The 25,644-nt window shown below is 68.0% G+C and carries 26 protein-coding genes; 14 read left to right on the plus strand and 12 right to left on the minus strand.

From position 1 onward, the window contains the following. Positions 1-59: 59 nt before the first annotated feature. Positions 60-770, minus strand: coding sequence for a TetR/AcrR family transcriptional regulator (locus NA10_RS16030; RefSeq protein ID WP_067568678.1), 711 nt, complete (start codon positions 768-770; stop codon positions 60-62). 127 nt (positions 771-897) lie between these two features. Here NA10_RS16030 and NA10_RS16035 point away from each other — a divergent pair, with 127 nt between their 5' ends. From NA10_RS16035 to NA10_RS16060, 6 genes are all read left to right on the plus strand, one after another. Beyond that, entirely contained in the window at positions 898-2,244 is a 1,347-nt protein-coding gene (locus NA10_RS16035) for a DUF445 domain-containing protein (protein ID WP_084514772.1), read from the plus strand. A gap of 102 nt (positions 2,245-2,346) precedes the next feature. Beyond that, positions 2,347-2,898: a helix-turn-helix domain-containing protein gene (locus tag NA10_RS16040; RefSeq protein ID WP_067568637.1), complete on the plus strand. Its 552-nt coding sequence runs from the start codon at positions 2,347-2,349 to the stop codon at positions 2,896-2,898. Continuing rightward, positions 2,895-3,563 carry a heparin-binding hemagglutinin gene (locus NA10_RS16045; protein ID WP_067568638.1) on the plus strand — a complete coding sequence of 223 codons (669 nt, stop codon included), beginning with the start codon at positions 2,895-2,897 and terminating at the stop codon, positions 3,561-3,563. Before NA10_RS16040 ends, NA10_RS16045 begins: the two co-directional genes overlap by 4 nt. 122 nt (positions 3,564-3,685) lie before the next feature. Beyond that, the gene (locus tag NA10_RS16050) at positions 3,686-3,982 is read left to right on the plus strand and encodes a DUF2516 family protein (protein ID WP_067568679.1); all 297 of its coding nucleotides are present in this window, start codon (positions 3,686-3,688) and stop codon (positions 3,980-3,982) included. Between the two features lie 146 nt (positions 3,983-4,128). After that, entirely contained in the window at positions 4,129-5,109 is a 981-nt protein-coding gene (locus NA10_RS16055) for an alpha/beta fold hydrolase (protein ID WP_067568639.1), read from the plus strand. A 235-nt stretch (positions 5,110-5,344) separates the two neighbouring features. Then, on the plus strand, positions 5,345-6,343 hold the full coding sequence (locus NA10_RS16060) for an alpha/beta fold hydrolase (RefSeq protein ID WP_067568640.1): 999 nt from the start codon (positions 5,345-5,347) through the stop codon (positions 6,341-6,343). 82 nt (positions 6,344-6,425) lie between these two features. Here NA10_RS16060 and purU read toward each other — a convergent pair whose 3' ends face one another. Further along, on the minus strand, positions 6,426-7,316 hold the full coding sequence (gene purU / locus NA10_RS16065; RefSeq protein WP_067568641.1) for a formyltetrahydrofolate deformylase: 891 nt from the start codon (positions 7,314-7,316) through the stop codon (positions 6,426-6,428). Positions 7,317-7,372: 56 nt separating this feature from the next. Further along, positions 7,373-7,927: a GNAT family N-acetyltransferase gene (locus NA10_RS16070; RefSeq protein WP_067568680.1), complete on the minus strand. Its 555-nt coding sequence runs from the start codon at positions 7,925-7,927 to the stop codon at positions 7,373-7,375. 70 nt (positions 7,928-7,997) lie between these two features. Here NA10_RS16070 and deoC point away from each other — a divergent pair, with 70 nt between their 5' ends. Beyond that, positions 7,998-8,657, plus strand: a complete 660-nt coding sequence (deoC, locus tag NA10_RS16075; RefSeq protein ID WP_067568642.1) for a deoxyribose-phosphate aldolase — start codon at positions 7,998-8,000, stop codon at positions 8,655-8,657. 231 nt (positions 8,658-8,888) lie between these two features. Here deoC and NA10_RS38665 read toward each other — a convergent pair whose 3' ends face one another. Further along, positions 8,889-10,214 (minus strand): LmeA family phospholipid-binding protein, encoded by a 1,326-nt coding sequence (locus tag NA10_RS38665; protein WP_245677355.1) that lies wholly within the window; start codon positions 10,212-10,214, stop codon positions 8,889-8,891. 112 nt (positions 10,215-10,326) lie between these two features. Between NA10_RS38665 and NA10_RS16085 the strand changes: the two genes are divergently transcribed. Then, positions 10,327-10,929: a type IV toxin-antitoxin system AbiEi family antitoxin domain-containing protein gene (locus NA10_RS16085; RefSeq protein WP_067568643.1), complete on the plus strand. Its 603-nt coding sequence runs from the start codon at positions 10,327-10,329 to the stop codon at positions 10,927-10,929. Positions 10,930-11,108: 179 nt separating this feature from the next. Beyond that, positions 11,109-12,614 (plus strand): hypothetical protein, encoded by a 1,506-nt coding sequence (locus NA10_RS16090; protein ID WP_157556539.1) that lies wholly within the window; start codon positions 11,109-11,111, stop codon positions 12,612-12,614. Positions 12,615-12,616: 2 nt separating this feature from the next. On the opposite strand, the gene NA10_RS16095 is transcribed toward NA10_RS16090, so the two are convergent. Genes NA10_RS16095 through NA10_RS16105 form a run of 3 tightly spaced genes read right to left on the minus strand, consistent with a single transcriptional unit; the run spans position 12,617 to position 14,422 of the window. Then, positions 12,617-13,393: an SAM-dependent methyltransferase gene (locus tag NA10_RS16095; protein ID WP_084514775.1), complete on the minus strand. Its 777-nt coding sequence runs from the start codon at positions 13,391-13,393 to the stop codon at positions 12,617-12,619. Next, positions 13,390-13,905, minus strand: a complete 516-nt coding sequence (locus tag NA10_RS16100) for a DUF2505 domain-containing protein (RefSeq protein ID WP_067568645.1) — start codon at positions 13,903-13,905, stop codon at positions 13,390-13,392. The genes NA10_RS16095 and NA10_RS16100 overlap by 4 nt, the downstream gene beginning before the upstream one ends. Positions 13,906-13,936: 31 nt before the next feature. Beyond that, the gene (locus NA10_RS16105) at positions 13,937-14,422 is read right to left on the minus strand and encodes a DUF2505 domain-containing protein (protein ID WP_067568646.1); all 486 of its coding nucleotides are present in this window, start codon (positions 14,420-14,422) and stop codon (positions 13,937-13,939) included. A 41-nt stretch (positions 14,423-14,463) separates the two neighbouring features. Here NA10_RS16105 and NA10_RS16110 point away from each other — a divergent pair, with 41 nt between their 5' ends. The 3 genes from NA10_RS16110 (at position 14,464) to NA10_RS16120 (ending at position 18,338) form a co-directional block, all read left to right on the plus strand. Then, positions 14,464-15,558: a UDP-N-acetylmuramate dehydrogenase gene (locus NA10_RS16110; protein WP_373862382.1), complete on the plus strand. Its 1,095-nt coding sequence runs from the start codon at positions 14,464-14,466 to the stop codon at positions 15,556-15,558. A 63-nt stretch (positions 15,559-15,621) separates the two neighbouring features. Then, positions 15,622-16,860: a L,D-transpeptidase gene (locus NA10_RS16115; protein ID WP_067568647.1), complete on the plus strand. Its 1,239-nt coding sequence runs from the start codon at positions 15,622-15,624 to the stop codon at positions 16,858-16,860. A 122-nt stretch (positions 16,861-16,982) separates the two neighbouring features. After that, complete coding sequence (locus NA10_RS16120) at positions 16,983-18,338, plus strand: phthiocerol/phthiodiolone dimycocerosyl transferase family protein (protein ID WP_157556540.1); 1,356 nt, start codon at positions 16,983-16,985, stop codon at positions 18,336-18,338. Positions 18,339-18,347: 9 nt separating this feature from the next. Here the strand turns inward: NA10_RS16120 and NA10_RS16125 are convergent, their stop codons facing one another. The 4 genes from NA10_RS16125 to NA10_RS16140 are packed head-to-tail and all read right to left on the minus strand — an operon-like array spanning position 18,348 to position 22,596. Continuing rightward, positions 18,348-19,892 carry a class I adenylate-forming enzyme family protein gene (locus tag NA10_RS16125; protein WP_245677357.1) on the minus strand — a complete coding sequence of 515 codons (1,545 nt, stop codon included), beginning with the start codon at positions 19,890-19,892 and terminating at the stop codon, positions 18,348-18,350. Then, positions 19,889-20,641, minus strand: a complete 753-nt coding sequence (locus tag NA10_RS16130) for a glycosyltransferase family 2 protein (protein ID WP_067568649.1) — start codon at positions 20,639-20,641, stop codon at positions 19,889-19,891. Before NA10_RS16130 ends, NA10_RS16125 begins: the two co-directional genes overlap by 4 nt. A 21-nt stretch (positions 20,642-20,662) precedes the next feature. Beyond that, positions 20,663-21,541: a beta-ketoacyl-[acyl-carrier-protein] synthase family protein gene (locus NA10_RS16135; RefSeq protein WP_157556541.1), complete on the minus strand. Its 879-nt coding sequence runs from the start codon at positions 21,539-21,541 to the stop codon at positions 20,663-20,665. Between the two features lie 5 nt (positions 21,542-21,546). After that, positions 21,547-22,596 (minus strand): 3-oxoacyl-ACP synthase III family protein, encoded by a 1,050-nt coding sequence (locus NA10_RS16140; RefSeq protein ID WP_067568651.1) that lies wholly within the window; start codon positions 22,594-22,596, stop codon positions 21,547-21,549. Between the two features lie 136 nt (positions 22,597-22,732). Here NA10_RS16140 and NA10_RS16145 point away from each other — a divergent pair, with 136 nt between their 5' ends. Continuing rightward, positions 22,733-23,956, plus strand: coding sequence for a cytochrome P450 (locus NA10_RS16145; RefSeq protein WP_067568652.1), 1,224 nt, complete (start codon positions 22,733-22,735; stop codon positions 23,954-23,956). A gap of 5 nt (positions 23,957-23,961) precedes the next feature. On the opposite strand, the gene NA10_RS16150 is transcribed toward NA10_RS16145, so the two are convergent. After that, the gene (locus NA10_RS16150) at positions 23,962-24,693 is read right to left on the minus strand and encodes an SDR family NAD(P)-dependent oxidoreductase (RefSeq protein ID WP_067568653.1); all 732 of its coding nucleotides are present in this window, start codon (positions 24,691-24,693) and stop codon (positions 23,962-23,964) included. Positions 24,694-24,801: 108 nt separating this feature from the next. Between NA10_RS16150 and NA10_RS16155 the strand changes: the two genes are divergently transcribed. Next, positions 24,802-25,626 (plus strand): alpha/beta fold hydrolase, encoded by an 825-nt coding sequence (locus NA10_RS16155; protein ID WP_067568654.1) that lies wholly within the window; start codon positions 24,802-24,804, stop codon positions 25,624-25,626. The last annotated feature ends 18 nt before the right edge of the window (positions 25,627-25,644 follow it).

The raw sequence follows: 25,644 nt of genomic DNA on the forward strand, positions 1-25,644 counted from the left end.
TTTGGACGTTCCCCGGGAGTTACCCGGAGCGTACGAGATCAGTGGCCGACTTTCCATCCTCAGTTCTTGTTCTCCGGATCCGGCAATACATGCGGCTTGGAGTTGAACCACGTCCGGTCGCCGCCCGCGCGCACCATGCCCTCGATGGCGCTCCAGGCCATCATGGTCAGGTAGTCGAGCATCTCGTCACTGGACATGGTGCGGTTGGTGATCCACCAGTCGGTGGCCAGCTGGACGCCGCCGACCAGGACGTAGGCCCAGAGCATCGCGCCCTCGGTCTGCACGCCCCGGGAGAACGCCTTGTCGGTGATGACCGCCGAGACCACCTGCGCGAAGAGCTTCTCGAAATCGGCGAGCGTAGAGGTGTCGGTGGACGCGCCGTTGCCCATGATGAACCGGTAGACATCGGTATCGCCGTCGACGGTGTGCACGTAGGCGGCGAGCGTATTGCGCACCAGCTGATACTCGTCGAGATCATCGCTGATGGCCTCGTAGATGCGCGGCATGAGCGTGGTCTCGATGAACCGCTCCATGGTGGCCCGGGTGAGATCCTGCTTATCCGAGAAGTACCGGTAGAGCACGGTTTTGGAGACGCCGATCTCGGCGGCGATCTCATCCATCCCGGCATCCCCGCCGCGGGCACGAATGGCCGCGAGGGTGCCGTCGACGAGTTCTTCCCGGCGGTCGATCTTGTGTTGCTGCCAGCGCCGCTTCCGGCCGTCCTCGCGACCCGGTCGAGTGGTGGCGTCGACGGCTCTTTGGGTGGACAGCGTGACTCCCTGGTTCGTTCTGTGGGCTGGGCCTAACCAGCTTAAGCCTCGGATGCGCCGGATCGCCGACGTTCGGTACCGGCCCGGTGCCGACGACCCACTTCCCGCAAGCAGCAGAATGGAACATATGGAGCAACCTGCCGGCAGTGCCGGGGTCCTGGAAACCAGTGGGCGTGCGTCGCAGCCCGCCCCCGCACCGGGTGGCGCCTTCGCCGATCTGCTCGGTGATGAAGGCAAGGCCAAAGACCTCTGGCGGATGAAGGCCATCGCCACCGCGTTCCTGGCGGTGGCCACGCTGATCTACCTGTTCTGTCGCTGGATCGAATCACGTGGTGCGGGCGGTGATTGGGTCGGCTATGTGCGGGCCGCGTCCGAGGCGGGCATGGTCGGCGCGCTCGCCGACTGGTTCGCGGTGACGGCGCTGTTCCGGCATCCGCTCGGCCTGCCGATTCCGCACACCGCCATCATCCGCAAGAAGAAGGATCAACTCGGCGCGGGGCTCGGCGATTTCGTGCGCACCAACTTCCTCTCGCCCGATGCCGTGGTGGCGAAATTGAATTCCGCGCAGATCTCCTTCCGGCTCGGCCGCTGGATGGCCGATCCGGCGCACGCCGAACGCGTGGCCGCCGAGAGCGCCACCATTCTCAACGCGGTCATCGGCGTCCTGCGCGATGAGGATGTCGAGCAGATCATCGACCAGACGATCGTGAAGCGGGTCGCCGAACCGCTCTGGGGTCCGCCGCTGGGCAGGGTGCTCGAGGAGCTGATCGCGGACAACCGGCAGGCCCCGCTGCTGGATCTGCTGGCCGAGCGCGCACACCAGTGGGCGCTGGATTCGCAGGAGACCATCGATCGGATCGTGAACCGGGACGCACCCTCGTGGGCGCCCAAGTTCGTGAATTCGCTGCTCGCCGAACGCATTTACCGCGAATTGGTGGAGTTCACCTGGAAGGTGCGCACCCAGCCCGACCATGAGGTCCGGCTCGCCGCGAACAAATTCCTGGAGGACTTCGCGCACGATCTGCAGTTCGACGACGCCATGATCAAGAAGGCGGAGCGGGTCAAATCCGAACTCATGGGCCGCGACGAGATCACCGGTCTGGCGCACGCGACCTGGCGCGCGGCCAAGCGGATGATCCTGGAGTCGGCCGAGGATCCCAACTCCACCCTGCGCCGCAAGGTGGCGGAGAACGTGCGGAACCTGGGGGAGCGGCTGTCGGCCGATGAGGGCATGCGTGCCAAGGTTGACGGGTGGCTGGAGCGTGGCGTGCGCTATCTGGTCCTGAACTACGGCGACGAATTCGCCACTCTGGTCAGCGATACCGTTGCCCGGTGGGATGCCGACGAGGCCAGCCGCAAGATCGAATTGGCGGCCGGGCGGGATCTGCAATTCATCCGCATCAATGGCACGGTGGTCGGTTCGCTGGCCGGGCTGGCGATCTACGCCGTTTCAAATTTGCTGTTCCATGGCTGATTCCGGTACCGCCGGGCGTTTGCCGCTCGGGTGCTAGCAGAGCGCTTGCAAGAGTTAGCACCCCCCTTTAGAATTGACCGCACAACCGCCGGAAGGTCAGCGATGACACACGATCCCGAGGTTCCCGAATCGATCGACGGCACACAGGCGGAGACGTCCGCCGCCGACGAACGAGCGGGCCGCGTAGCCAACGCGGCGCACGACATCGGGGGCTTCATCCGAGCACAACGCGAAGCCGCCCAGGTCTCGCTGCGTCAGCTGGCCCAACTGGCGGGGGTGAGCAATCCGTATCTCAGTCAGATCGAGCGCGGACTGCGCAACCCGTCCGCCGAGGTGCTCGCGCAGATCGCGAAGGGTCTGCGGGTCTCCTCGGAGGTCTTGTACATGCGGGCCGGGTACCTCGAGCAGAGGCCGCACGGTCCGGTCCGGGATGCGCTGCTGGCCGATACGGAGATCTCCGAGCGGCAGAAGCAGGTCCTCCTGGACATCTATGAATCGTTCCGCCGGGAAAACGCGGCGAACGAGGACAGAGGGGACGCGACGAACCACATGGGGGGCGTTCCCGGGGGAAACAAGGGCGATGCCCTGAGGGACAACGAGGTTCCGAACCGTACTACCGAAGTTCCGCCACGCCAGGAGAACGAGACATCATGACTGAACCCACCATCACCGCCACCGTGACCAAGCCGCTCTACGCGACCGTCGGCGCGGGCGATGCCCTCTACGCGTCGGTTCTGGACACCATCGAGAAGGTCCGCACCCGCGCCGCCTCCGCCGATGTGACCGGCCGTGTCGAAGAGGCCCGCGAGCGCTTCGCGAACCTGCCCGCCGATGCCAAGGAGCGGGCCGAGGTCGTTCGCCAGCGCCTGGCCGCCCTGCCGTCCGAACTGCCGGAGGATCTGGCCGGTCTGCGCGAGAAGACCACCCCCGAGGAGCTGCGCAAGCTCGTCGACCAGTACTACCACCAGCTGCTGGACCTCTACACCGATCTCGCCGCGCGCGGCGAGGAGACCGTCGAGAAGCTCAAGACCGGCAACCCGGTCTTCGAAGAGCGTTTCGAGCAGGTCGAGACCCTTTACACCGATCTGGTCAGCCAGGCGCAGGATGTGATCGGCAAGGTCTCCGAGCAGGTCGCCCCGCTGCTGGGTGGCGCCAAGGAAGCGGCCGCCGAGGTCGAGGAGACCGTCGAGGCCGAGGTCGTGGGCGTGACCACCGAGTCCGCGCCCGCCCCGGTCGCCGAGGCCGCTCCGGCCCCGGCCAAGAAGGCGCCCGCCAAGAAGGCCCCTGCCAAGAAGGCCGCGCCCGCCACCAAGAAGTAAATTCCGCGGCACGCGAAACAACCTGTGGCCCTCGCACATTCGATGTGCGGGGGCCGCGTTCGCGTGCGCGGGCGCTGCGCGGCCCCGCGAGTGGCGCGAAGGGGCCGGGTTGTCCTCGTATGATGGGTCTGGTGATGGGAATTCCCGGATTCATTCTGTCTGTGCTGTTGCTGCTCGAGTTAGGCATGGTGGTGTTCGCGCTCGTTCATGCCCTGCGGCAGCGTCCGGACGCGTTCCCGGCGGTGGACAAACTGACCAAGCCGGTGTGGCTGGCCATTCTGGTGGCCTCGCTCGGTGCGTTGCTGCTGATCCGGAACCCGGTCAATTTTCTCTGCCTCGCCGCGGTGATCGCCACCGGCGTGTACCTCGCGGACGTGCGTCCCAAGGTGGATGAGGTACAGCGCGGCCCGCGCTGGTAGTGCCGCGAATACGACTGTTCGGCCGTCGTCCCTGCTCAGGGACGGCGGCCGATTTCTTTCGCCAGATTCGCGCGAGTGCTTGCAATGGCTAGCACGCTCCGGCAGAGTTACTGTATCTAGCAGTAACACAAAGGAGTGTGTCACCCATGCGAGCAATGCTGCGAGCGCACCGGGCGAGCCTGCGGACCAAGACCTACGCCAACGCGGATCTGAATCCCCCCGCCGGTCCCTACGAGGCCATCGAGGTCACCGGCACCGACGGCGCTCGCCTGCGGGTACACGCCTACGGTCCCGCCGACGGCAATGCGCTGGTGCTGGTGCACGGCTGGACCTGCTGCCTCGAATACTGGAATCCCCAGATCAATGCCTTCGCGGGCGAATACCGCGTGATCGCGTACGACGTGCGCGGCCACGGTGAGAGCGAAGAGGGCAGCGCCCCGCTCAGCACCGATCTGCTCGCCGACGATCTACAGGCCGTGCTGGAAGCCGCGCTGAAGCCCGGCCAGCGCGCCGTCATCGTCGGCCACAGCCTCGGCGGGATGACTGTGCAGGCGTGGGCCGGACGCCATCCCGATCAGGTGCGCGAGCGTGCCGCGGCGGTACTGCTCACCAATACCGCTGCGGGACAGCTCATTGCCGAGACCACCGTGGTGCCGTTCTTCAATCGCGGACTGCTGCGCCTGCCGTTCGCGGTGGGCCTGCTCGGTTTGAGCATGCCGATTCTGTTCCCGCTGGTGCCGCCGGTGCAGTGGCTGTTCCGCCGGCAGATCATGAGTCTGGCGTCGGTCGGTGAGATCGCGACCTTCGGGCAGAACATCGTCCGCTCCTGCCCGGCGCGGGTGCGCGGGCGATTCGGCACCCTGCTCTCGCATCTGGACGTCGGCCGCGGCGCGGCGAATCTGACCGTGCCGACCTCGCTGGTGGCGGGTTCGGCCGACGATATGACCCCGATCGTGCATACCGAGCGCATTGCCGAAATGCTCCGGGAGACGGGCAGTCTCGACGGCTATCTGATTCTGCCGACCGGTCATCTCGGGAATGTCGAGGCGTACCGGGACTTCAATGCCGAACTCGCGCGAGTTGCTCGCTCCGCCTTCGGAATTCCCGCGGCGGTCGTCGGCGCGTAGGTGTGGCTTTCACACCCCTGGGGTTCCTGTTCTCGGGCAGTAAACCGGCACAGGATGTGTTGTACCTAACAGCGGATACTCCGTTCCGCCCACCCGAATGGCGAATGTGGGCAGGCGGAGCGGGTATCCCGGGAAAGCGGGGCCGCATTGCGACAGGATCGAAAAAGCCTGCCGCTTGCTCTAGCAAGCACCATAGCTAGCGCGGTAGTGTGCCCTGGAACACAAAGGAGTGCTCATGTTGGTAAAGCTGCCTGAGGCAGGTGCGGACAGATTGACCGCGCCTTTTCGCGCCGCACTGCGGTCCCGCACCTACGCGACCGAGACGCTGAATACCCCCCGGCCCGCACAGGTCATCCCCGTCACCACCCGCGATGGCGCCATCCTGCGCGTACACGCCTACGGCCCCGCCGACGGCGAGGTCATCGTGCTGGCGCACGGCTGGTCCTGCGCTCTCGAATACTGGAATCCGCAGATCAACGCCTTCGCCGGCGAATATCGCGTGATCGCCTTCGATCAGCGCGGCCACGGCGAGAGCACGAGCGGCACACGGACTTTCGGCGCCGAACAGCTCGCCGACGATTTCGTCCAGGTGCTGGACGCGGTGCTGCGCCCCGGGCAGCGCGCGACCCTGGTCGGGCACAGCATGGGCGGTATGACCATCCAGGCGTGGGCCCGGTACTACCCGGAGCAGGTCGCCGTGCGCGCGAATGCGGTGCTGCTGGCCACCACCGCCGCGCGGCAGATTCCCAACCGCGCCACCGTGATTCCGTTCCTCAACGATCTGGTGCCCGCGCCGAGCTGGCTGGCCCGGGTGCTGTTCGGCACCCCGGTGCCGCTGCCCGGCGGGTCCGCCGTCGGCGCGATCGCCAAATATCGCCTGATGACCGGGGCCGCCACCGCGGATGAGATCGCCTTCGGCCTGTCCATCGTGCGGTCCTGCCGCCCGTCGGTCCGCGCCTCGGTGGCGCGTGGGCTGCTGAGTCTCGATTTGCACGGTGCGGCAGCGAATCTCACGGTGCCGACCACCGTCATCGCCGGTTCCGCCGATCGCCTGCTGCCCGAGATCCACTCGCGCGAGATCGCCGACACCCTCGCCGATGCGGGTCATCTCGACCGGTACGTCATTCTCCCCACCGGCCACCTGGTGAATATCGAAGCGCCCCAAGCGTTCAACGCCGAACTGCACCGGGTGATTCGAATGGGCCACCGCGGCATGATCGCCGCCGCGGGCTGATACTCACCCTCCGAAAGTCGCGGTGCCCCTTCCACAATGGCGTGGGAGGGGCACTTCGGCGTGCACCGGGTGCAGACGGTCCTCAGGAGAAGACGACGGTGCGGCGACCGTGCACCAGCACCCGGCCTTCCAGATGCCAGCGCAGCCCCCGGGCCAGCACCACGCGTTCGATATCGCGACCCTGGCGGACCATATCGTGCACGGTGTCGGCGTGATCGATCCGGCTGACGTCCTGTTCCAGGATCGGGCCCGCGTCCAGTTCGGCGGTGACGTAGTGGCAGGTCGCGCCGATCAGCTTCACGCCGCGGGCGAACGCCTGGTGGTAGGGGCGCGCGCCGACGAACGACGGCAGGAAGCTGTGATGGATGTTCAGCGCCCTGCCCGCCCAGTGCTCACACAGCTCCCGCGGCAGCACCTGCATGAAGCGTGCCAGCACGACCGCGTGCGGATCGTGCGCGTCGACCAGTTCGCGGACCTCTTCGAAGGCCGGACCGCGTTCGGCCGGATCCTTCGGGAAGGGCACGTGGTGGAAGGTGATGCCGTGCGCCTCGGTCATCTCGGCCAGATCCGGGTGATTGCCGATTACGGCCTCGATGGTGGCGGGCAGTTCACCACTGGCCGCGCGGCCCAGCAGATCGTGCAGGCAGTGCCCGTCCTTGCTGACCAGCAGCACCGCGCGACGGCGTTCGCCGGTGTCGAGCAGATCCCATTCGGTCTCCGGGCCGAGTTCGGCGGCGACGGCGGTGAAGCGGTCGCGCAGTTCGGCCAATTCGAACGGGACGGTGGCGGCCTTGATGGCCTGCCGGGTGAAGAACCAGCCGGTATCCAGGTCGGAGTGGTATCCGGCCTCCACGATCGAGCCGCCGAAGTCGGCGATGAACGAGGTGATGCGGGCGATGATGCCCGGCCGGTCCGGGCAGCCCAGGGTCAGCACATAGCGACGGTCATCAGGGTTGCCGGGGGTCGAACTCATGGGGCAATCCTCGCAGCAACCATGCGACCGCTCGGTGCCGGGTGGTATCGCCCCCGCTACAGCTCGTAGAAGGGGTCGGCGTAGCGGAATTCGCCCTTGATCTCGGCGTCGTAGGCGGCCAGCGGGCGAACCTGGAAGTGCGAGGTCCACTCGGGCTGATCGGGGACGATGCCGAGGCGGGCGCCGGGGACGAAGCCGAAACGCGGGTAGTAGTCGAGATGGCCGAGCAGGCCCACCAGGGGTTCGTCGAGGGCGTCGGCCGCGCCCAGCGCGGCGTGCATGAGGGCGGCACCGACGCCGTGCCCCTGTGCGCCCGCGCGCACCCCGATGGGGCCGAGGGCCAGTACCGGGAACGGTCCGATACCGGCGCGGGTGAGGCAGACGTGGCCCATGATGTCGTCGTGTGATTCGGCCACCATGGACAGGGTCGGCATCCAGCCGGAGCTGTCGCGGAGCAGCCGGACCAACCCGACCTCGGGCGGATCGGCGGTGGGTGCGGTGGAGCCCGGCGGGCGGTCGCCATTGGCGTTCGCGTACTCGCGTGCGAAGGCGCTGCGGTGCACCGCGTCGATCGCGGCGGCGTCGCCGGTTCGTTCACGACGGATCAGCACAAGTACGAGTGTGCGCGACAGCGGTGGTGACTCGCAACGAAATTCCGCATTGATGGCAAACTCACTGCTCATGGCTGAGATTTCCCGTCGAGACGTGGCCGCGATGATCGACCACACCCTGCTCGCCCCCGAAGCAACCGCTTCGGATGTCGACGCGCTGATCGATGAGGCACGTGAACTTGGCGTGTTGGCAGTGTGCGTCTCACCGTCCATGTTGCCGGTGCGTGCGCCCGGGCTCGTGGTGGCGGCCGTCGCGGGATTTCCTTCCGGCAAACATCATTCGCTGGTGAAGGGCGCGGAGGCGCGGCTGGCGGTGGATCAGGGCGCGAGCGAAGTCGATATGGTCATCGATGTCGGCGCGGCCCGCGCGGGCGATTACAACGCGGTGCTCGGCGACATCATCACGGTGCGAGAAGCCATGGGGGACCGCGCACTTCTGAAGGTGATCATCGAATCGGCCGCGCTGACCGATGAGCAGATCGTCGAGGTGTGCCGGGTCGCCGAACAGGCCGGAGCCGATTTCGTGAAGACCTCCACCGGTTTTCACCCCGCCGGCGGCGCGAGCGCGCACGCGGTGAAGCTTATGGCCGAGACCGTCGGGGACCGCCTCGGTGTCAAAGCCAGCGGCGGCATCCGCACCGCCGAGGCCGCGGCGGAGATGATCTCCGCCGGGGCGACCCGACTCGGCCTCTCCCGCTCCCGCGAAGTGCTGCAAGGCTTTCCGGCCTGAATCCGGACCGTCCTCGCGGTCCGGAGCCCGTCGTCCCGTCCTCGCGGTCCGGACCCCATCGTCCCGTCCTCGCGGTCCGGACCCGTCATCCCGGCGACGCGGTCTGGACCCCGCCATCTCGGCGACGCGGTCCGGATCCCGTCATCTCGGCGACGCGGTCCGGATCCCGTCATCTCGGCGACGCGGTCCGGACCCCGTCATCCCGGTGTGCTTGTGTCCGGGATCCACACCTCAGCAGGTGATATTCGCGGTCTTGCCGGTGGAATCGGTTGTCTGCAAGGTGGTTTTGCCGCCCTTCAGGCTGATGTGCAGTCCGTCCGAGGTGACCTCGACCTTGGTGGGCTGCAAGCCCATCGGGTAGTTCTGCAGGCTCTCGCTCATGAGATCCACGATGCCCGAGACCAGATCGGTGGGCAGGCCGAAGCCGAGCAGTGCGGCGGACTTGGTCTCCACCTCCACCTTGTCGCCGACGATCTTCGGTTTGACCTGCAATTGCGCCAGGCCGCCAAGCACATTGAAGTTCAGCGTGCCGGAGGACGGATCCGAGGTCGCGCCGGACACCAAGCCGCCCAGCGTCTTCACGATGCCGTCATTGCTCCAGGTGACCTCGGCCTCGGAGCTGCCGACGGTGCCGCCCGCGCGCCCCTGATCCTGTAATTCGATGTCGTGGAAGGTGGCGTGTACGACCATGCCGACCGCCGGGCCGAATTTGCTGTCGTCACTGTCGACGGTGACCGAGCCGACCTTGTTGTCGAACATGGTGAGCAGCATGGGTTTCGCGCCGAACGATACGTCGATCTTGGAGCCCATCTGCGCTTCGAACTGCGAGCTGATGCAGTTCTCGACGGTGCGCCGGGCATACGCCTCACCACCGGCCAGCCCGCCGACCACGATCAGCGCGAGCACCAGTCCGACGATCAGGAGTGTGCGCTTCTTGCGACCTTCGCCCATCGAACCACCCTGCCCGCCACCGGCGTTCGCCGTCGGCGGGGGAGTGAACGGTGGCTCCTGCGCACCGCCGGGCACCGAGGCGGCCCCGGCCGCGTAGGCCGCCGCCTCGCCGGGATCGAGTATTTCGGTGTGGTGTGAACCGGTGTTGCCGAGCACCTCGGTGGGGTGCGGGCCGGATTGTGCCGCGCCGCCCTGGAATCCACCCTGGGCCGCGCCGCCGGCGGCCCCCTGTCCGGAGAGGGCCCGGGTGCGCTGGTCGATGACTTCGGTGGCGGGTTCGGTTGCCTGTCCGGCATGCCACCACTCGGTGGCCTGCGGGTCCACCTCCGCCGAACCGGGTACGCCGCCCGGTCCGCCGATGACCTCGGTGGCGTCGTTCGCGCCGCCCGCGCCCGCGGGATAGGGCGCGCCGCCTAGAACCCGGGTCGCCGATTCGTCCGCGCCGGGCTTGTCGAGTCCGATCGGCCGCTCGCCGGATTCGGCTGCGCCGGAGGGGATCTCGTAGTTCGCCGCGCCCGGGTGGTCGGGTGTGGTGCCATTCGCGCGCGGAGCGTCGGCATCGGGGGCCGGGCGCTTCGCGTCGTCCGAGGTGGGATTCGAACTCATGCGGCCGATTCTTCCCGAGCTTTCTGTGTGAGTTCTGTGCTTCCGGTGAGGTGTCGGTGCACTCGCGGCGGATTGTGACATAACACACAGAAGGTCGGCGTAGCCTGAACGCATGGCTGGGAACCCCGCAGCGGAGCCGGACCCCGAACACGGCTGGCAGGCGCTGCAAGAGCTGGCCGGTCGGCACGCCGGATACTTCACCACCCGTCAGGTGCTGCAAACCGGCTGTGAGGCGCGCATTCGCGACGGCCTGCGTGACGGTGCGGTGATTCGCGCCGGGGTCGGCCTGCTGCGCCTGGGCCGCTGGCCGGACGGACCGCTGGACGAGTACGCCATGTGGTCGGCCTGGTTCGACGGCGCGGCCGCGGTCTCCCATCACAGCGCCGCCGAATTGCACGGCCTGGGCCGGTTGCGGCCCCGCTTCGTGCACATGTCCGCGCGCATCGGCCGCTTCCCGCTCTCCCCGCGCCTGGTGGTGCTGCGTCGCTCCTTCGCCCGCAAGGATGTGGAGTCCGCGGGGACCTTCCTGGTCACCACCCCGCTGCGCACGGTGCTGGATCTGGCCGAGGCGGGTATCGGTCAGGCCGCGCTCGACGAGGTGGTCGCCGACGCGGTGGCCATCCATCGCTGTGCCCGCGCCGAAATTCGTACCGCCAGTGACGCTCTTCCACCCGCGACCGCGGCCCGCCTGCACCGCGCGCTGATCCGCGTATGAACACCCCTCGTCCCGGGCTCGCGGCCGGGATCCGCGCCACCGCGGCACACCGTGTTTCGACGTTCGGCGGCCGAATGCGCCCGAGGCTCGTGAGATCGGCCGACGAGTCCCGGGCAGGCGTCCGGTCGGCGCGCTGTTCGAGTTTTGCGCGGGCCGGAATCGTGGCAGGGTGACCTGTCATGGGTACGGTCCGTAATGGTATGTGGGATCTGGCTTTTCCACCCGGACCGCCCGATCGGATCGGGGATATGTTCACCGCGGCCGTGGTCGCCGACGCGGTGCGCCGGTACGACGCGGATCTGGCGCAGTCGGTGGAGACCGGTCAGGATTGGCGACACGGGCATCGGCGGGTCTTTCGGGGGATGACCGCGCTGTCGGTGAGTTCGCCGACGATCTCGCGGGGGATCGCCGAGGAAGGACTGCGTTCGGTGCGCACCATGCTGCGATTCGCGGTGGGGCGCACCGTCACCGCGCTGGAGGCGGTCGATGTGACGGCGGCGGGCCGGGGGTCCGTACTGGAGACCGAGGTGGTCACCGGCACCGCGGATCCGACCCCGCGACTCGAGGTGCCGTGGCAGGGCAGGCTGCTGTGCGAGGACGAACTGCGGGCGCAGCTGAAGGTGTGGGAGCAGCGCGGCATTGTCGAACCCGGATTCGCGACGGCGGTCCGCCGGGTGGTCGACCATCCGGAGTGGTTGCGGCTGCCCGGCTTCCGGCTCGCGATCATCGGCGCGGCGGCGGAGTTGAGCCCGCTGCGACCGCTGCTGGCCTGGGGCGCGGAGGTGCTCGCGGTGGATCGGCCGGGCCGGGCGCGCTGGGATCGCCTGCGGGAGTTGGCGGCGACCGGTGCGGGCGTCATGCGCTATCCGATCGCCGCAGACGGTCCGGGCGTGGATATCACCCGATTCCTTCCCGTTCTGGTGAAATGGCTTGCCGCGCAGAACGATGCCCGGCCCGCGCTGGGCCTGTACGCGGGCCTGCCCGGTGCGGCCGGACTGCGTATCGCCGCCGCCTCGGATGTGCTCGCCGAGGCGTTGCTCGCCATGCGCCCGGATACCGCACTGGCACTGCACGGTTCCCCGACCGATTGCTACGCCGTGCCGGAGTCGGTGGTGCTGGCCGCGCGGGAGCAGCTGGCGCGGCGCGGGATTCGCGGCGCGGCGCAGGACATCCTGCATCGGCTTTCGCCGAATGCGCTGTACCGCTTGAACTATCTGCGTCCGATACTCGACGCGGAGGGTGAGCGGTGGGGTCTGTTCGACAATCTGCCGTATCTCGGCGGACCGGAGTACGCCCTGGCGCAGCGGATTCCGCGTTGGCGAGCGGTGCTCGCAGGTTCCGCCGGGCACCCGGTGTCGTACTCGGTCGCGCCGCCCGCCTGGACCAGTTCGGTGTACAAGAGCCCCTGGCGTACCGCCGCCTTCCGGGCGTCGGCGCATTTCGGGGTCGAGGTCTTCGAACCCGCCTCCGCTCGAATACTGCTGGCCGCCAAGCTGGTCGGTGATCTGATGGCTCCGGCCGCGCCGTCGCGCAATCCGGAAGCCCTCTTCAGTACCGGTGCGGCGCACGGCGGACTGTGGCGGCAGCCCTTCGCCCCGCGGTCGCTTGTCGCGCCCGCCGCCTTCTCGGCCTCGGTGCGGATGCTGGGTGACCGCGCGCGCTCGGTCTTCGGTGACCGCGACTGAGTTCAGCCGGGCAGCGGTGCGACGGCCTGCCAGGGGATGGTGAGCTGGTTGTCGCGGAGGCGGCGGCGCTGCGGGCGCAGCGGAAAACCCTGATCGCGCAGCATGTCCGCGGCATGTCGCCAGCGCACCCGGGGGCCGTACGGAGCCAGGGGCGCGGCATGCGACCAGGCGCGGTCGGCGGCGGTGAGCAGGGTGTGGATGGGCTCGCCGGGAATATTGCGGTGGATCAGGGCCTTCGGGAGGCGTTCGGCGATATCGGAGGGCTGGTCGACGGTGAACGGATCCCAGGCCAGGGTCAGCGACAGCGGCCCGGTCCGATCCAGGAGCACCCAGGCGCAGCGGCGGCCGAGCTCATCGCAGGTGCCGTCCAGCAGCAGGCCGTTCGGGGCGAGCCCGGCCAGAATGGTCGACCAGGCCTGCGGGACAGCGGATTCCGGATACTGCCGCAGGACGTTGAAGGCGCGCACCAGATTCGGGCGCAGGCCCGCGAGTTCGAAACCGCCCCGGGCGAAGGTGACACCCTGCTGCCCGGGCACCACCCGCTCGGGATCGATCTCCAAACCCACCACGCGCAGGTCGGGTCGAATGGTGCGCAGTCGCCCCGCCATTTCCAGGGTGGTGACCGGGCTGGCCCCGTAGCCGAGGTCGACCACGAGCGGCTCCGGGGCCTCCAGCAAACGCCGAGTCACCAAGGGGTCGTGCAGGAGCCAGCGATCCCCGCGGCGCAACCGGTTGCCGCCGGTGGTGCCGCGGGTGATGGTGCCGATCGGTTTGATCAGGCGGCGTGGTGCTGCTGATCCAGCCAGAGCTGTGTCACCTCGGCCTCGGCTCGGAACAGGTCGATCAGATTCACCAGCATGAGCTGTTCGAGCTTGCGTCCGAGGAACGGTAATTGCACGGTGGCGAAGGAGGAGGTGCGCAGGGTGCACCCGGTCTCGGTCGGAAAGAGCCGCATGGTCCCTTCCAGGGAGCCGGGGCCGCCGGGCATATAGGTGGTGTATTCGCCGGTCACCTCGGGTCCGAAGGCGTTCCACCGCTCGGTCCGGGTGATGGTCATATCCTTGCGCATGACGGCCTGCGCGAGATCGGGCAGGCTCTCGCGGGGTAGCACGTGCCGGGTCTCCACCTCGATGCCGTTGTCCCCGGCCTCGAGCCGGACGAGATCGTTGGGAGAGTGCTTGCGCATCTCCGCTATCCGCGCTTCCCAGTGGTCGCGGTTCTGGAGCGCCGCGTACACCTCCTTGGTGGTGTGCAGCGGATAGCGCGCGGAGTAGTCGAGTCGACGGGGCACGATCGGTCAGGTTACTGCCGCGAGGGCCGCGTCAGTGCGAACTCAGCCAATTGTCGGTGAACTCGGCTTCCCGCTCCAGCAGTTCGGTCAGGTGCCCCTGGATGGCCGCCTCGATCTTCTTGCCGAACAGCGGGATCTTCACCTCGATGGTGGCGTCCACCGCGAAGTCCGAGCCGGTGCCGGTCTCGGTGACCGTCAGGGTGCCGTGGACGGTGGCCGGTACGCCGTCCACATGCGCCTCGACGGTGCCGCCGCTGCCGTTCCAGGTCTCGGTGCGCGGGATAACCAGATCGCCGGGGCGGACCGCGGTCACCTGTGCGGGGAGTTCGGAGGCCGGGATGGCCTGGACCATCTCCACGCGGACATTGTCACCGGAGATCTGAATCGATTCGATGCGCGCGTTGGGGCCGCCGACCGCCTCGATGCGGTCCTTCCAGTACTGCTCATCGGCGAAGGCGGCGCGCACGGCGGCGGTGGAATGGGTCGAGTGCGCGCTGAAGGCCAGAGGTGTCGCCATGGTCGGACAGGCTACCGTCTGTGCCTGTGCGTACTTCTGGGGTGGTGTCCTTCGACGACGTGCGGGACCGACTGGCCGGGACCGGCGCGAGCCTGTCGGCCGCGGTACCGCTGGCCGAGCTGACGACGCTGCGGGTCGGCGGTCCGGCCGTGGTGGCCACGTGCGCGTCCACGGACGCGCTGGTGGCGACGGTGCGGGCGCTGGACGCGGCCGGGATTCCGGTGCTGTTGCTCGCCGGCGGTTCGAATCTGCTCATCGCCGACGCGGGCTTCCCGGGTGTGGTGGTGCGCATCGCCACCACCGGCGTCGAACTCGGCGCGGACTTCCTGATCGCCGAGGCGGGCGCGAATTGGGATGCGGTGGTGGCGACTTCGGTGGCGGCCGGTCGCGGCGGTCTCGAATGCCTCTCCGGCATACCGGGTTCCGCCGGTGCGACGCCGGTGCAGAATGTCGGCGCGTACGGCGTCGAGGTGGCGGCACTGCTGCGCCGGGTGCGCCTGCTGGATCGCGCGAGCGGTGCGATCCGCTGGGCCGAGCCCGCCGAACTCGGATTCGGTTATCGCACTTCGGTGTTGAAGCACAGCGAGGCCGCGGTCGTGCTGGCGGTCGAATTCGCGCTGCGCCCGGACGGTTCCAGCGCGCCGCTCGGCTATCGCGAACTGGCGACCGCGCTGGGTGCGCAGGAGGGCGAATCGCGGCCCGCGGCGGCGGTGCGGGCGGAGGTGCTGCGGCTGCGCGCGAGCAAGGGCATGGTGCTGGACGCGGCCGATCACGACACCTGGAGCGCGGGCTCGTTCTTCACCAATCCGATCGTCCCGCAGGGGCGGGTGGAACAGGTCCGCGCGGCGATCTGCGCACATGTCGGAGCCGATGTGGCGGTGCCCACGTGGCCGGTGCCGGGCGGGGTGAAGTTCTCCGCCGGGTGGCTCATCGAGCGTGCCGGTTTCGCCAAGGGGTATCCGGGCGCGGAGGCCCCCGCGCGGCTGTCCACCAAGCACACCTTGGCGCTGACGAATCGGGGATCGGCGACCGCGGCGGACATCGCGCAACTCGCCCGCGATGTTCGCCAGGGGGTTGCCGACCGCTTTCTGATTCGGCTCGAGCCCGAACCTGTCACAGTGGGAGTCACCCTGTAGGCGTGGCTGATCCCACGATTTCAGCGGCTGGAAGACTCGGTTTGCGGGGGTAACGTCGAGGAAGTGAGTAGACGAGGATTCCCGGTTCGGCGGGCGGCGGCGGTGCTGGCCGCGCTGCTGGCCGTGGTGGCGCTGGTGGCCGGATGTACATCCGACAGGGGCAGTAGTCCCGACAAACCCGCCACTCCGGCCGCGAAGGTGACCACCGAGCCCGGCAACGGCGCACAGAATGTGAACCCCACCGCACCCGCTCAGGTCTCGGTGACCGGCGGCCGGATCGACCAGGTGGCGCTGACCAACCCGAACGGTAAGCAGGTAACCGGCGAGCTCAGCCCGGACCACAGCAAGTTCGTGGTCACCGAACCGCTCGGCTACGGCATCACCTACACCTGGTCCGGCACCGCCACCGGGACCGACGGCAAGCCGGTGCCGATCGACGCCAAATTCAGCACGGTCGATCCCAAGACGCAGGTCTCGGCGACCATCAATATCGCCGACGGCCAGCAGGTCGGCATTGCCGCGCCGATCATCCTGCAGTTCAACAAGCACATCGAGAACAAGGCCGCCGTCGAGAAGGCGCTGACCGTCACCACCACCCCCGCCGCCGAGGGCGGCTGGGCCTGGCTGCCGGACGACAACGGCGGTTCGCGCGCGCACTGGCGGCCACGCGAGTACTGGCAGCCCGGCACTCAGGTGCATGTGGCGGCCAAGCTGTACGGGCTCGATATGGGCTCCGGCTCCTACGGCGGGGCGGATCTGACCTCGGACTTCAAGATCGGCCGTTCGCAGATCGTGAAGGCCGTCGCCACCAGCCACCGCATGCAGGTGATTCGGGACGGCCAGGTGGTCTTCGACTTCCCGGTCAGCTACGGCGAGGGCAATGAGGATCGCAATGTGACCCGCTCGGGCGTGCACGTGGTGACCGAGAAGTACGAGGACTTCGTCATGTCGAATCCGCCGTACTACACCAATGCTCGCGAACGCTGGGCCGTACGCATCTCGAACAATGGCGAATTCATCCACGCCAACCCGGAATCGGCCTCCGCGCAGGGCAATACGAATGTCACCAACGGCTGCATCAATCTGAGCACCGGTGACGCCCAGGCGTACTTCCCGACCGCGCTCTACGGTGATCCGGTGGAAGTCTCCGGCACCCGCATCAACCTGTCCGCGGCCGACGGCGACCTCTACGACTGGACCATCGACTGGGCCACCTGGAAATCCATGTCGGCCCTGCAGGGCGACCCGGCCCCCGTGGTCACCGCCTCCCCGGTCGCACCGCAGGCTCCCGGCGGCCGCTGACCTCCACGCTCACTGATCGGCGCGGGCACCCCTCCGGGTGCCCGCGCCGAGTCATCTGTGCGGGATGCGAACCGCGCCGCGGCGGACTAGTCTCGCCGACAGGCGCGGCGAGAGGTTGGACGGTGGTTGCGAGCAGGTCGGCAACGGCGGCAACGGATTTCGGCCGCGAGTTGAGCCCCTCGGAGCGCTGGTTCTGGATCATCGACCGCATCTCACCGGCGAACTGCGTCGGCCGCGTGCGCGTGCACGGGCAACTCACCCTCGAACAGTTGGAAGCCGCGACGGCGGCCGTGCTCACCGAATATCCGCTGCTGCGCATGGGCGTGGCGGACGGCGGCGACGGGCACCCTCGCGTGGAACCCTTGAAGAACCCGCGAATCCCGGTGCGGCAGAGCATCTCCGACGATCCCGAGGCGTGGCGTGGACAGCTCGATATCGAAATGACCACCCCGATAGCGGTATCCGAGGGTTTCGCCCGCGTGACCGACCTCGTGCACGCTCCCGGCGCTCCCGGCGAACACCATGATCTGCTGCTCACCCTCTCGCACATCATCGTCGACGGCCGCTCCCTGATGACCGTGCTGCGCAAGATCGTCGAGCACGCCGCAGCGGACGGGGCGGGTGATGCGCGCGCATACGGCGCAATCCGCCCGCCCTCGCCACCGTCGGATGCGTTGATTCCGGCTGCGGCGCGCGGTTTTCGGCGCTACGCGTACGCCACCTTGTTCGACCAGGCGGCGGCGCTGGCGCTGCGCCCGAAGCGGCTGCGCGGTGCGGCCTCCGTCGCGCTTCCCGAGCGCCGGACCCGCGTGGTGTATCGGACGGTATCGGCCGAACCACTGGCCGCCCTGGTCCGGGACTGCAAACGGGCCGGGGTGACCGTGCACGGCGCACTGGCGGCGGCGGTCGCCGGTGCGATCGGGACTACGCCCGGATCCGGCTCCACCGGAAAGGGATTCGCCGGAATCGGTTCGCCGGTCGATTTCCGATCGCTGCTGGAACCTCGGCCGGACACCGATGAGCTGGGCAATTACGCGCCGGTGTTGGCGGCATTCGTGCGCTTCGGCCCGCGGGTCACGCTGTGGGACGCGGCTCGCTCCGCTAATCGTCAACTGCGGCAAGGCATTCGGCAGCGGCGGCATCTGGCGACGGTGGCCGGTATGCGTTTCGGCACGCCGCGCACCATCGAATCGGGCGCGCGCATTGTCGAGATGGTGGATCGCCGCGCACCGTGGAATGTGTCGGTGACCAACCTGGGCCGCGTCGATATCCCGGAACAGGTTGGGGCGTGGCGGCTTTCGGGTCTCACCGTCGCCGCGACGAACTCCTGTGTCAGCGCGCTCACGGTGGCCATCGTGACCGCGCACGACGCTATGCGGATCGCGTTCTGCTATGTCGAGGGCGTGCTGAGCGCCGGTGAGGCGGAGGATTTCGCCGATCGAGCGCTCGACGCCCTACTGGACCGCCCCGCCCCCTGAACTCCGCTGTCAGTGGAGCTGTTTCGCGAGTACAGTGCGCAGCGCTGCCCGGTCGGGCTTGCTGGTCCGGCCGCTGACGGGAATCTCCTCGACCACCACGATGTCATCGGGAAGCGCGGAGATATCGATCAAGGCGGGCAATTCGCGGCGCAGCCGGGAAACGATATCGCCCGCGTCCGGATCGGCCACCACCGCGAGAACGATGCGCTCATCACCTATTTCGTCGGGAAGGCCGACCATGATGGCCTGGCGCACCCCGGTCACCGCATTGATGGCCGGTTCGTAGAGGCCGGGATAGATATTGGTCTTCCCGCGCAGCATCATGTCCTTCTTGCGGCCCATGAGTACCAGGGTGTCACCGTCGAAACGCGCCAGATCGCCGGTGCGTATCTCCGTCAGCGGCGGCTCACCGAGGTATCCGTGGCACAGATTGGGACCGGACAGAATCAGTTCACCGTCCTCGGCGATATCGGCGGTGACGCCGTGCACGGGTACCCCCAGCGGGTCGCCCGCCCCGTCGAATTCCAGTTTCGCCGTCCCGGATGTTATTGCCACGGGGAGGATTTCGGTCATTCCGTAGATGGCGAGGAAGTCGCAGTCCGGTAGGGCTCGGCGGGCCCGGCGCAACAGTGCGGTGGTCACCGGCGCACCGCCGAGCGAGATCTCGCGCAGGTCGGTCGGCGCGGTGAGCCTTCCGGTCTCGACGGCGGTCAGCACCACGGCCAGATCGGCCGGGGTGAAGAAGGCGTGCGTGGCCGTCGTCAGTCCGCGCGCGAATTCCAGTGGCTCGATGTGGGTTCCGAAGCGCGGATAGCTCGGCATGGACCACTGCGCGCCCGCGATCAGTGCGGGCAGTCCCATCATGAGCTGTTCGGTGTGCAGGTGTGTCCCGGGTCCGAGACTGCTGCGCCCGGACATGGCGGCCAGGCCCGCACCGAGCGAACCGCGGGTGTGCACCACGGCTTTGGGTGCGGCGGTGGTGCCGGAGGTGAAGACGATCAGCGCTTCGGTATCCGAGGGTGCGAGCGAGCGCGCCGTATCGGCGGAGACCGGGGCGTCCGCCAGCAGTTCCCGCAGGGGGATCGAGGCCGCCGGGGTGCCGGGTAACCGCGGTCCACCGTGTATGTGCCGCACCGGAAGTCGCCCGAACGCGGGCAGCGACAATCCGAGCATCCGGCCGATCCGATGCAATGGACCGCTGAGCAGATACAGCAGCGATTCCGTTGCCGCCCAAGCGGGTTCGGCCAATTCGATGCGCCGCGCGAACAATTCCGGCCCCACGCCCGGGTCCACGAACACGATGGTTCCGCCCGCCGCCATGGCGCCGAAGATCAGCACCACCGCGTCCACGCACGGCCGAATGGAGAACAGCATGCGGTCCCCCGGACGGAATCCATTGTGGTGCAGGCGTTCCGCGACCGCGGTAATCCGATCGTCGAGCTCGGCGTAGGTGAGCGGTCGCCCGCCCACCATGCCCAGCGCCGGATCGTCGGGCTTACGCCGGACGTGTTCGCGCAGCAGTGCCAGGAAGTCCGACGGCTCGGAGGCGTTCAACGAATATCCACCAGTTCCGGTTTGTATCGATGATCGGCGTACCAGGCGAGGGTTTTTCGCACGCCCCACGCCCGCACCCGCCGATTGGAGGCGTGCACCCGGACATCGCGGCGCAAGGCGTAATCGGTGGTGAGCATGCGGACCGCGTTGACCAGCGCCCGATCCTCGTGCAGATCCTCGATGGCGGTGCGCGGGAATCCGCCCGCCGCCGCATACAATTCGGCGGTGATCGCCATATTGCAGCCGGGCGTCATCACATACGGCCCGAGATAGCGCGGATCCTGATTGCCGGGCCGCATTTTCCCGAAGGCGGACGCCACCTCGAGCACGATCCGGATGACGGTCCGGTCGATCCATCGCACACCCTCGTCGGTGCGCGGAATGAGCTGGCCGCTCACCAGTCGCAGCCCGGAGTCGAAGGCGGCATTGATCCGTTCGATCCAGTCCGGATAGGGCAGGCAGTCGGCATCGGTGCGCGCCAGCCGGAGGGCCCCGGCGGCGATGGCGTGCCGCATACCGGTATCGGAGGCGGCCCCGGTGCCCTTGTGGGTCTCGGTGACGAGTTCAATGCGCATCTCGGGGTGCGCGGCGGCGAAGGCGCTCACCACGGTGGCGGTGCCGTCGGTGGAGTTGTTGTCCACCACGACCAGGGTGAAGTTCGGATCCCGCTGCGCCGCAAGCGCTTCCAGCGTCGCGGTAATGCCCTGCTCTTCATTGTAGGCGGGCACGATGACCCAGAGTTCGTTCATTAGCCGTCCTCCCGGCGTCGATTATGCCGGAGGCAGCCGATAGGCGATGGCCGCGGCGGTGGGGCCCGCCCCGGCCGCCACGAAGAGCGCGATATCGGCGTCCGCGAGTTTTCCGCTGTCCCGCGCCGCGAGATAGGCGGCGGGCAGTGCGGAGGTGTGCGCATCGCCCTCGACGGCACCGGCCTGGACCGCCTCGGCGGGCAGGCCGAGGCGTTCGGCCAGCAGGGCCGGGAAGTCCGGCGTGGGCCGCGAACAGATGAGCACGGTGCGTTCGCCGGCGGCCACCTCCAGCGCCTCACTCGCCGCCGAAACCGCGTGGTGCAGTAGGTCTTCCACGGTGGAGGCGGTGCGGTCCACGACAATGGTGGAGCGTCCGGTGCTGCCCATCTCGGGCAGTCGCACATATCCGACCGGCGCGGGCGGCTCGGCGGTGGAGCTGATGTGCAGTTCGCCGAATCCGCTCGGTCCGGCGCTCTTCTCCAGCAGCAGCGCCGCCCCGACCGGGGTGATGGGGAAGCCCTCGCGCGGTTCGGCGGATTTCGAGGGGTGCGCGTCCCCGCTCACCACCAGCACCCGGTGCACGGTCGGCCCCTGCAACAGCGCCTGACTCACCTGGATGGCATTGAGCACACCGCAGGCCCCGTTCATGAGGTCGAAGGACAGACAGGGCACATCGCCGCTGCGGTACTCCAGGCCGATGCCGACCCGCTGTTGAATCAGTGCGGACATGGCCGGTTCCACCATATTCGAATCGCGGTAGACCCCGGTATTGATCAGGGCGTCGATGTGTTCGGGGGTGCTGCCCGCCTCGGCGATGGCGCGTTCGGCGGCGGCCGCGGCCTGTTCGATGGAACTGCCGCTACCGGTTTCGACGGTCACCGCGGAAATAACGATGTTCATGCTCATCACACCCGTAGTTCTCCGAGAGTCACCGACAGGAATCCCGCTACCACACCGGAGGCCGCGGGCACCATCAGCACCTTCGTCCCGGACGCTAGCCGCTGCTGCTTCAGCGCGTCGTGCAATACCACGAAATGCGAGGTGGAGGCGGTGTTTCCGTATCGATCCAGCACCGCGATACCGGGCGGAACGGGAGCGTCGAATTCGCGTTCGGCGATCTTGTTGATCAATTCCACTGCGGGACCGCTGAATTGGTGATGAATGATGTGGTCGTAACCCTCGGCGGCGAAATCGCTGCCGCGCGCGCCGAGGAAATCCCGATGCCGCGTGGTCCACAGCAGATACCGGGATTCGTTGTGCATGGCGCGATTATCGGTATACAGCGCGATACCGGGACTGCGGTCGCTGGGCATGCCCAGGCACAGCTGCGCGAAGGCGGCGCTGGTATTGAGTTCGATGTAGTCGATGCCCTCGTCGGCGGTGCCCTCGCCGTCCAGCACCACCGCGGCCGCGCCGTCGCCGACGGTGAGTGAGGCGAACTGCGGGTCGTATTTCTCGGACATCTCGCGCACGGCGGTATCGGAGATGGGGGTGATGTACTCGCCCGACACCACCAATCCGCGTCGCACCATGCCCGCGCGAATCATGCGCTCCAGCACCAGGACTCCGGTCATCATGCCCGCGCAGGCATTGGAGAGGTCGAAGTGGACGGCCCCGGTCGCGCCGAGTTCATTGCGCAGCAGCAGTGCGAAGGAAGGCTCCACCCAGAAGTCGTCTTCGCGAATGCGGGTGATGGAGCAGGAGATGACGATATCGAGGTCCGCGGGCTCGTATCGCGAGTTGGCCAGGGCGCTCTCGGCGGCGGCCAGAGCGACGGTGAAGGAGTCCTCGCGCCGCCCGTGCGCATCGACGGTGCAGCGGCGGCGGTGTCGTACGCCGCTGACTCGTTCCAGGTCGATGGGGGATTCGATGTCGAGTTGCGTCAGCAGCTCGGCCGTAGATACTTCGAGGGTGGGCAGATAGGAGCCCACCGCCTCTATTCGTGCTCGCACCATGTGATCACTCCAAACTGCCCACGGTTGGCCGCGACGCTAGCAGTCTGCACATTGCCGTTATGAAAATTTCGTGATTCACAAATGTGAGGTGAACTACATTGCGGCGCAATACCGTTCGCAGAGAGTTCGGAGCATCATGATCAATGCCGCCACCCGCCACGAGCTGACCCTGCTGGCCGCCGGACAGCCCTGGCTGCCCGCCGTCCTGCTCGCGGGCCGCGCCGCCAAACCCCTGCGCAAGATCCCCAAACTCGGCTGGTTCGTCGCGGATCCGCTGGTCGCGCGCCAGATCTACAACGACAGCACGCACTTCAGCATCGTGTCCGAGGGCGCGGCCGGACACTGGTGGGCGCAGGTCATCGGGGATTGGGTGCAGGACCTCTTCGAAGGCCCCGGACATACCGAACTGCGTACCAAGGTCCGCGACCTGTTCACCGCCAGTCATACCGACGCCCTGGTCGACGGCGTGCTCGGGCCCGCGTTGAAACAGCTCAGCGCGGATCTGGCCGCCGGAAAGACCGTCGACATCGCCGAGCGCGCGCGAGTACTGGTCGGCCGCAGCGTCTCCGACCTGGTCGGCATGCGGCCCGCCGATATCGCCGCCATCTTCGCCGCGAACGGCGCGGTGCGCACCGACGAGGATCCGGATCAGCCCTTCCGCATTCTCTTCGGCCACGTCGAGGAGCTGGTCAACCTCGCCATGGGCACCATGGCCTCCACCACCCTCGACCCGGTGGCGGTGGCGCGTGCCCGCACCCTCGCGACCACACTCGCCGCTTCGGTGCCCGACGCCTACGAGCGCGCCGATCCGAGCACCACGCTGGGCCGCTGCCGGGAACTCGGCCTCGAGCTCGAACATGCCTCCGGCCTGGCCATTCTCATGGCCGTGGCGGGCACCGACACCCTCGCCAGCGCCATGACCCGGATGGTCGCGCTACTGCACGACAGCGGTGACCATCGGGAGCTGCTCGCGCATCCCGAGCGCATGCCCGATGCGGTGCGCGAGGCGCTGCGGGTCACCAGCCCCGCCTATCTGGTGGGGCGATCGGTCACCGCGGACGTGGAGATCGCGGGCCGCCGGCTGCTCGCGGGCGAGCACGTCAAAATCCTGACCTGGTCGATCAACAACGCCGCCGGTTCCTTCAACATCCACCGTGACTACAACCCCGAGACCCGCCAGCTCTGGTTCGGCGGCGGCCGTCACCTCTGCGTCGGCGTGCAGCTGGTGCACTCGGAGATGACGGCCCTGCTCGAGGCTCTGACCGCCGCCGGTCGCCCGTGGGAGATCGTCGAACGTCGTTACCGCCGAAAGGTTTTCATCCCGACCTATGAAACCCTGCGAATCCGTCTAGTCCCCTAACGGATTCAGCGGCGCGCGAAGCGGCCCGGCTCGGCCTGATCGCGCGGCTTCACGATGATGGTGTCCAGATTGACGTGCGCCGGACGCGAGGCCGCGAAGCCGACGATCTCGGCGATGTCCTGCGCCAGCAGTGGATCGATGCCCCGGTACACCTTGGCGGCGCGCTCGGCGTCACCGTCGAAACGCACCAGCGAGAATTCGGTCTCCACCGCGCCGGGGGCGATCTCGGTCAAGCGCACCGGCCGGCCGAGCAACTCCCCGCGCAGCGTGCGGTGCAGCACGGCCTGCGCGTGCTTGGCCGAGGTGTAGCCCGAGCCGTTGTCGTAGTGGTGGAAGGCCGCCACCGAGGTGATGGTGACGATGAGCCCGTCGCCCGACGCGATCAGCTTGGGCAGCAGCGCCTTGGTGAGCCGCAATGTGCCCAGCACATTGGTCTCCCACATCCAGCGCCAGTCATCCAGATCGGCCTCGGCGACGGTGGCCAAACCCTTTGCGCCACCGGCATTGTTGACCAGGACGTGCAGCTCGCCGACAGCATCGGTGAACGCGCGCACCGACTCCTCGTCGGTGACGTCCAGGGGCAGTGCGGTGCCGCCGATCTCCGCGGCCAGCTTCTCCAGCCGATCGACCCGGCGTGCCCCGACGAACACGTGATACCCCTGTTTCGCGAGCTCCCGGGCGGTGGCCTCTCCGATTCCCGAACTTGCTCCGGTCACGACAGCGGTACGAATGCTCATGTCCTGAGCTTAGGCAAGCACAACACCTCCGCACCCTCCACCCTGCGCCCGCCACGGGCACCTCGGCGGGCGCGAGATTCGGCAGAGCTGCCCGTTAGCCTGGCGGGTATGGCGATCAGGGAAGTAGTCAGCGCGGATGGCACGAATATCGTTTACCGGGTCACCGGCTCCGAGAGCGCACGTCCGTTGGTGCTGCTGCACGGCTGGTCCGGAAATCTGCGCTGCTGGGGTCGCGCCGCCGATGAACTGGCACAGCGCTTCCGGGTGATCGCCGTCGATCTGCGCGGCCACGGCTACTCCGACGCCCCCGAATCCGGATACGACGATCCGAAGAACTGGGCCGCCGATGTGGCCGCGGTGCTGGCCGCCGAACAGATCACCGGGGGAGCGGTGCTGCTGGGCTGGTCCTACGGCGGCATCGTGCTCTCGGACTACCTCGCCGCCTACGGCACCGCCGCCGTTGCGGGCGTCGTCTACACCGGTTCCCAAGCCGGTATCGGCAAGAACGTCCCCGGCGCGCAGACCGGTCCGGCCATGCAGAAGGCCATTCCGGACGTCTTCGAGGAGAGCGCCGGTCGCGCCGGCCGCGGTTTCGCCGCCTTCGGCAATGCCAATATCGGTCGCGGCGCCGATAAGGGCGAAGATGCCCAACGGCTCTTCGGCGGCAGCATCGCCACCCCGCCCCGGGTGCGCAAGGCGCTGTTCTATCGCACCGTCGACAACACCGAAACCCTTGCTCAGCTGCCGGTTCCGGTCCTGGTCATGCACGGCCTCGCCGATCCGGTGGTCCCGGTGGAGAACGGGCGGTACATCGCCGAGACCGTCCCGAACGCCACCACCTCCTACTGGCCGGACGCTCAGCACGGCCTCTTCATCGAGGATCCGGACCGCTTTGTGGAAGAGCTCACGACCTTCGCCGCAACCCTGCCCTGACCGGGGCGTCGGCTGTGA

Origin of the sequence: Nocardia acidivorans NBRC 108247, assembly GCF_001625085.1 — a bacterium.
Lineage (GTDB): Bacteria > Actinomycetota > Actinomycetes > Mycobacteriales > Mycobacteriaceae > Nocardia > Nocardia acidivorans.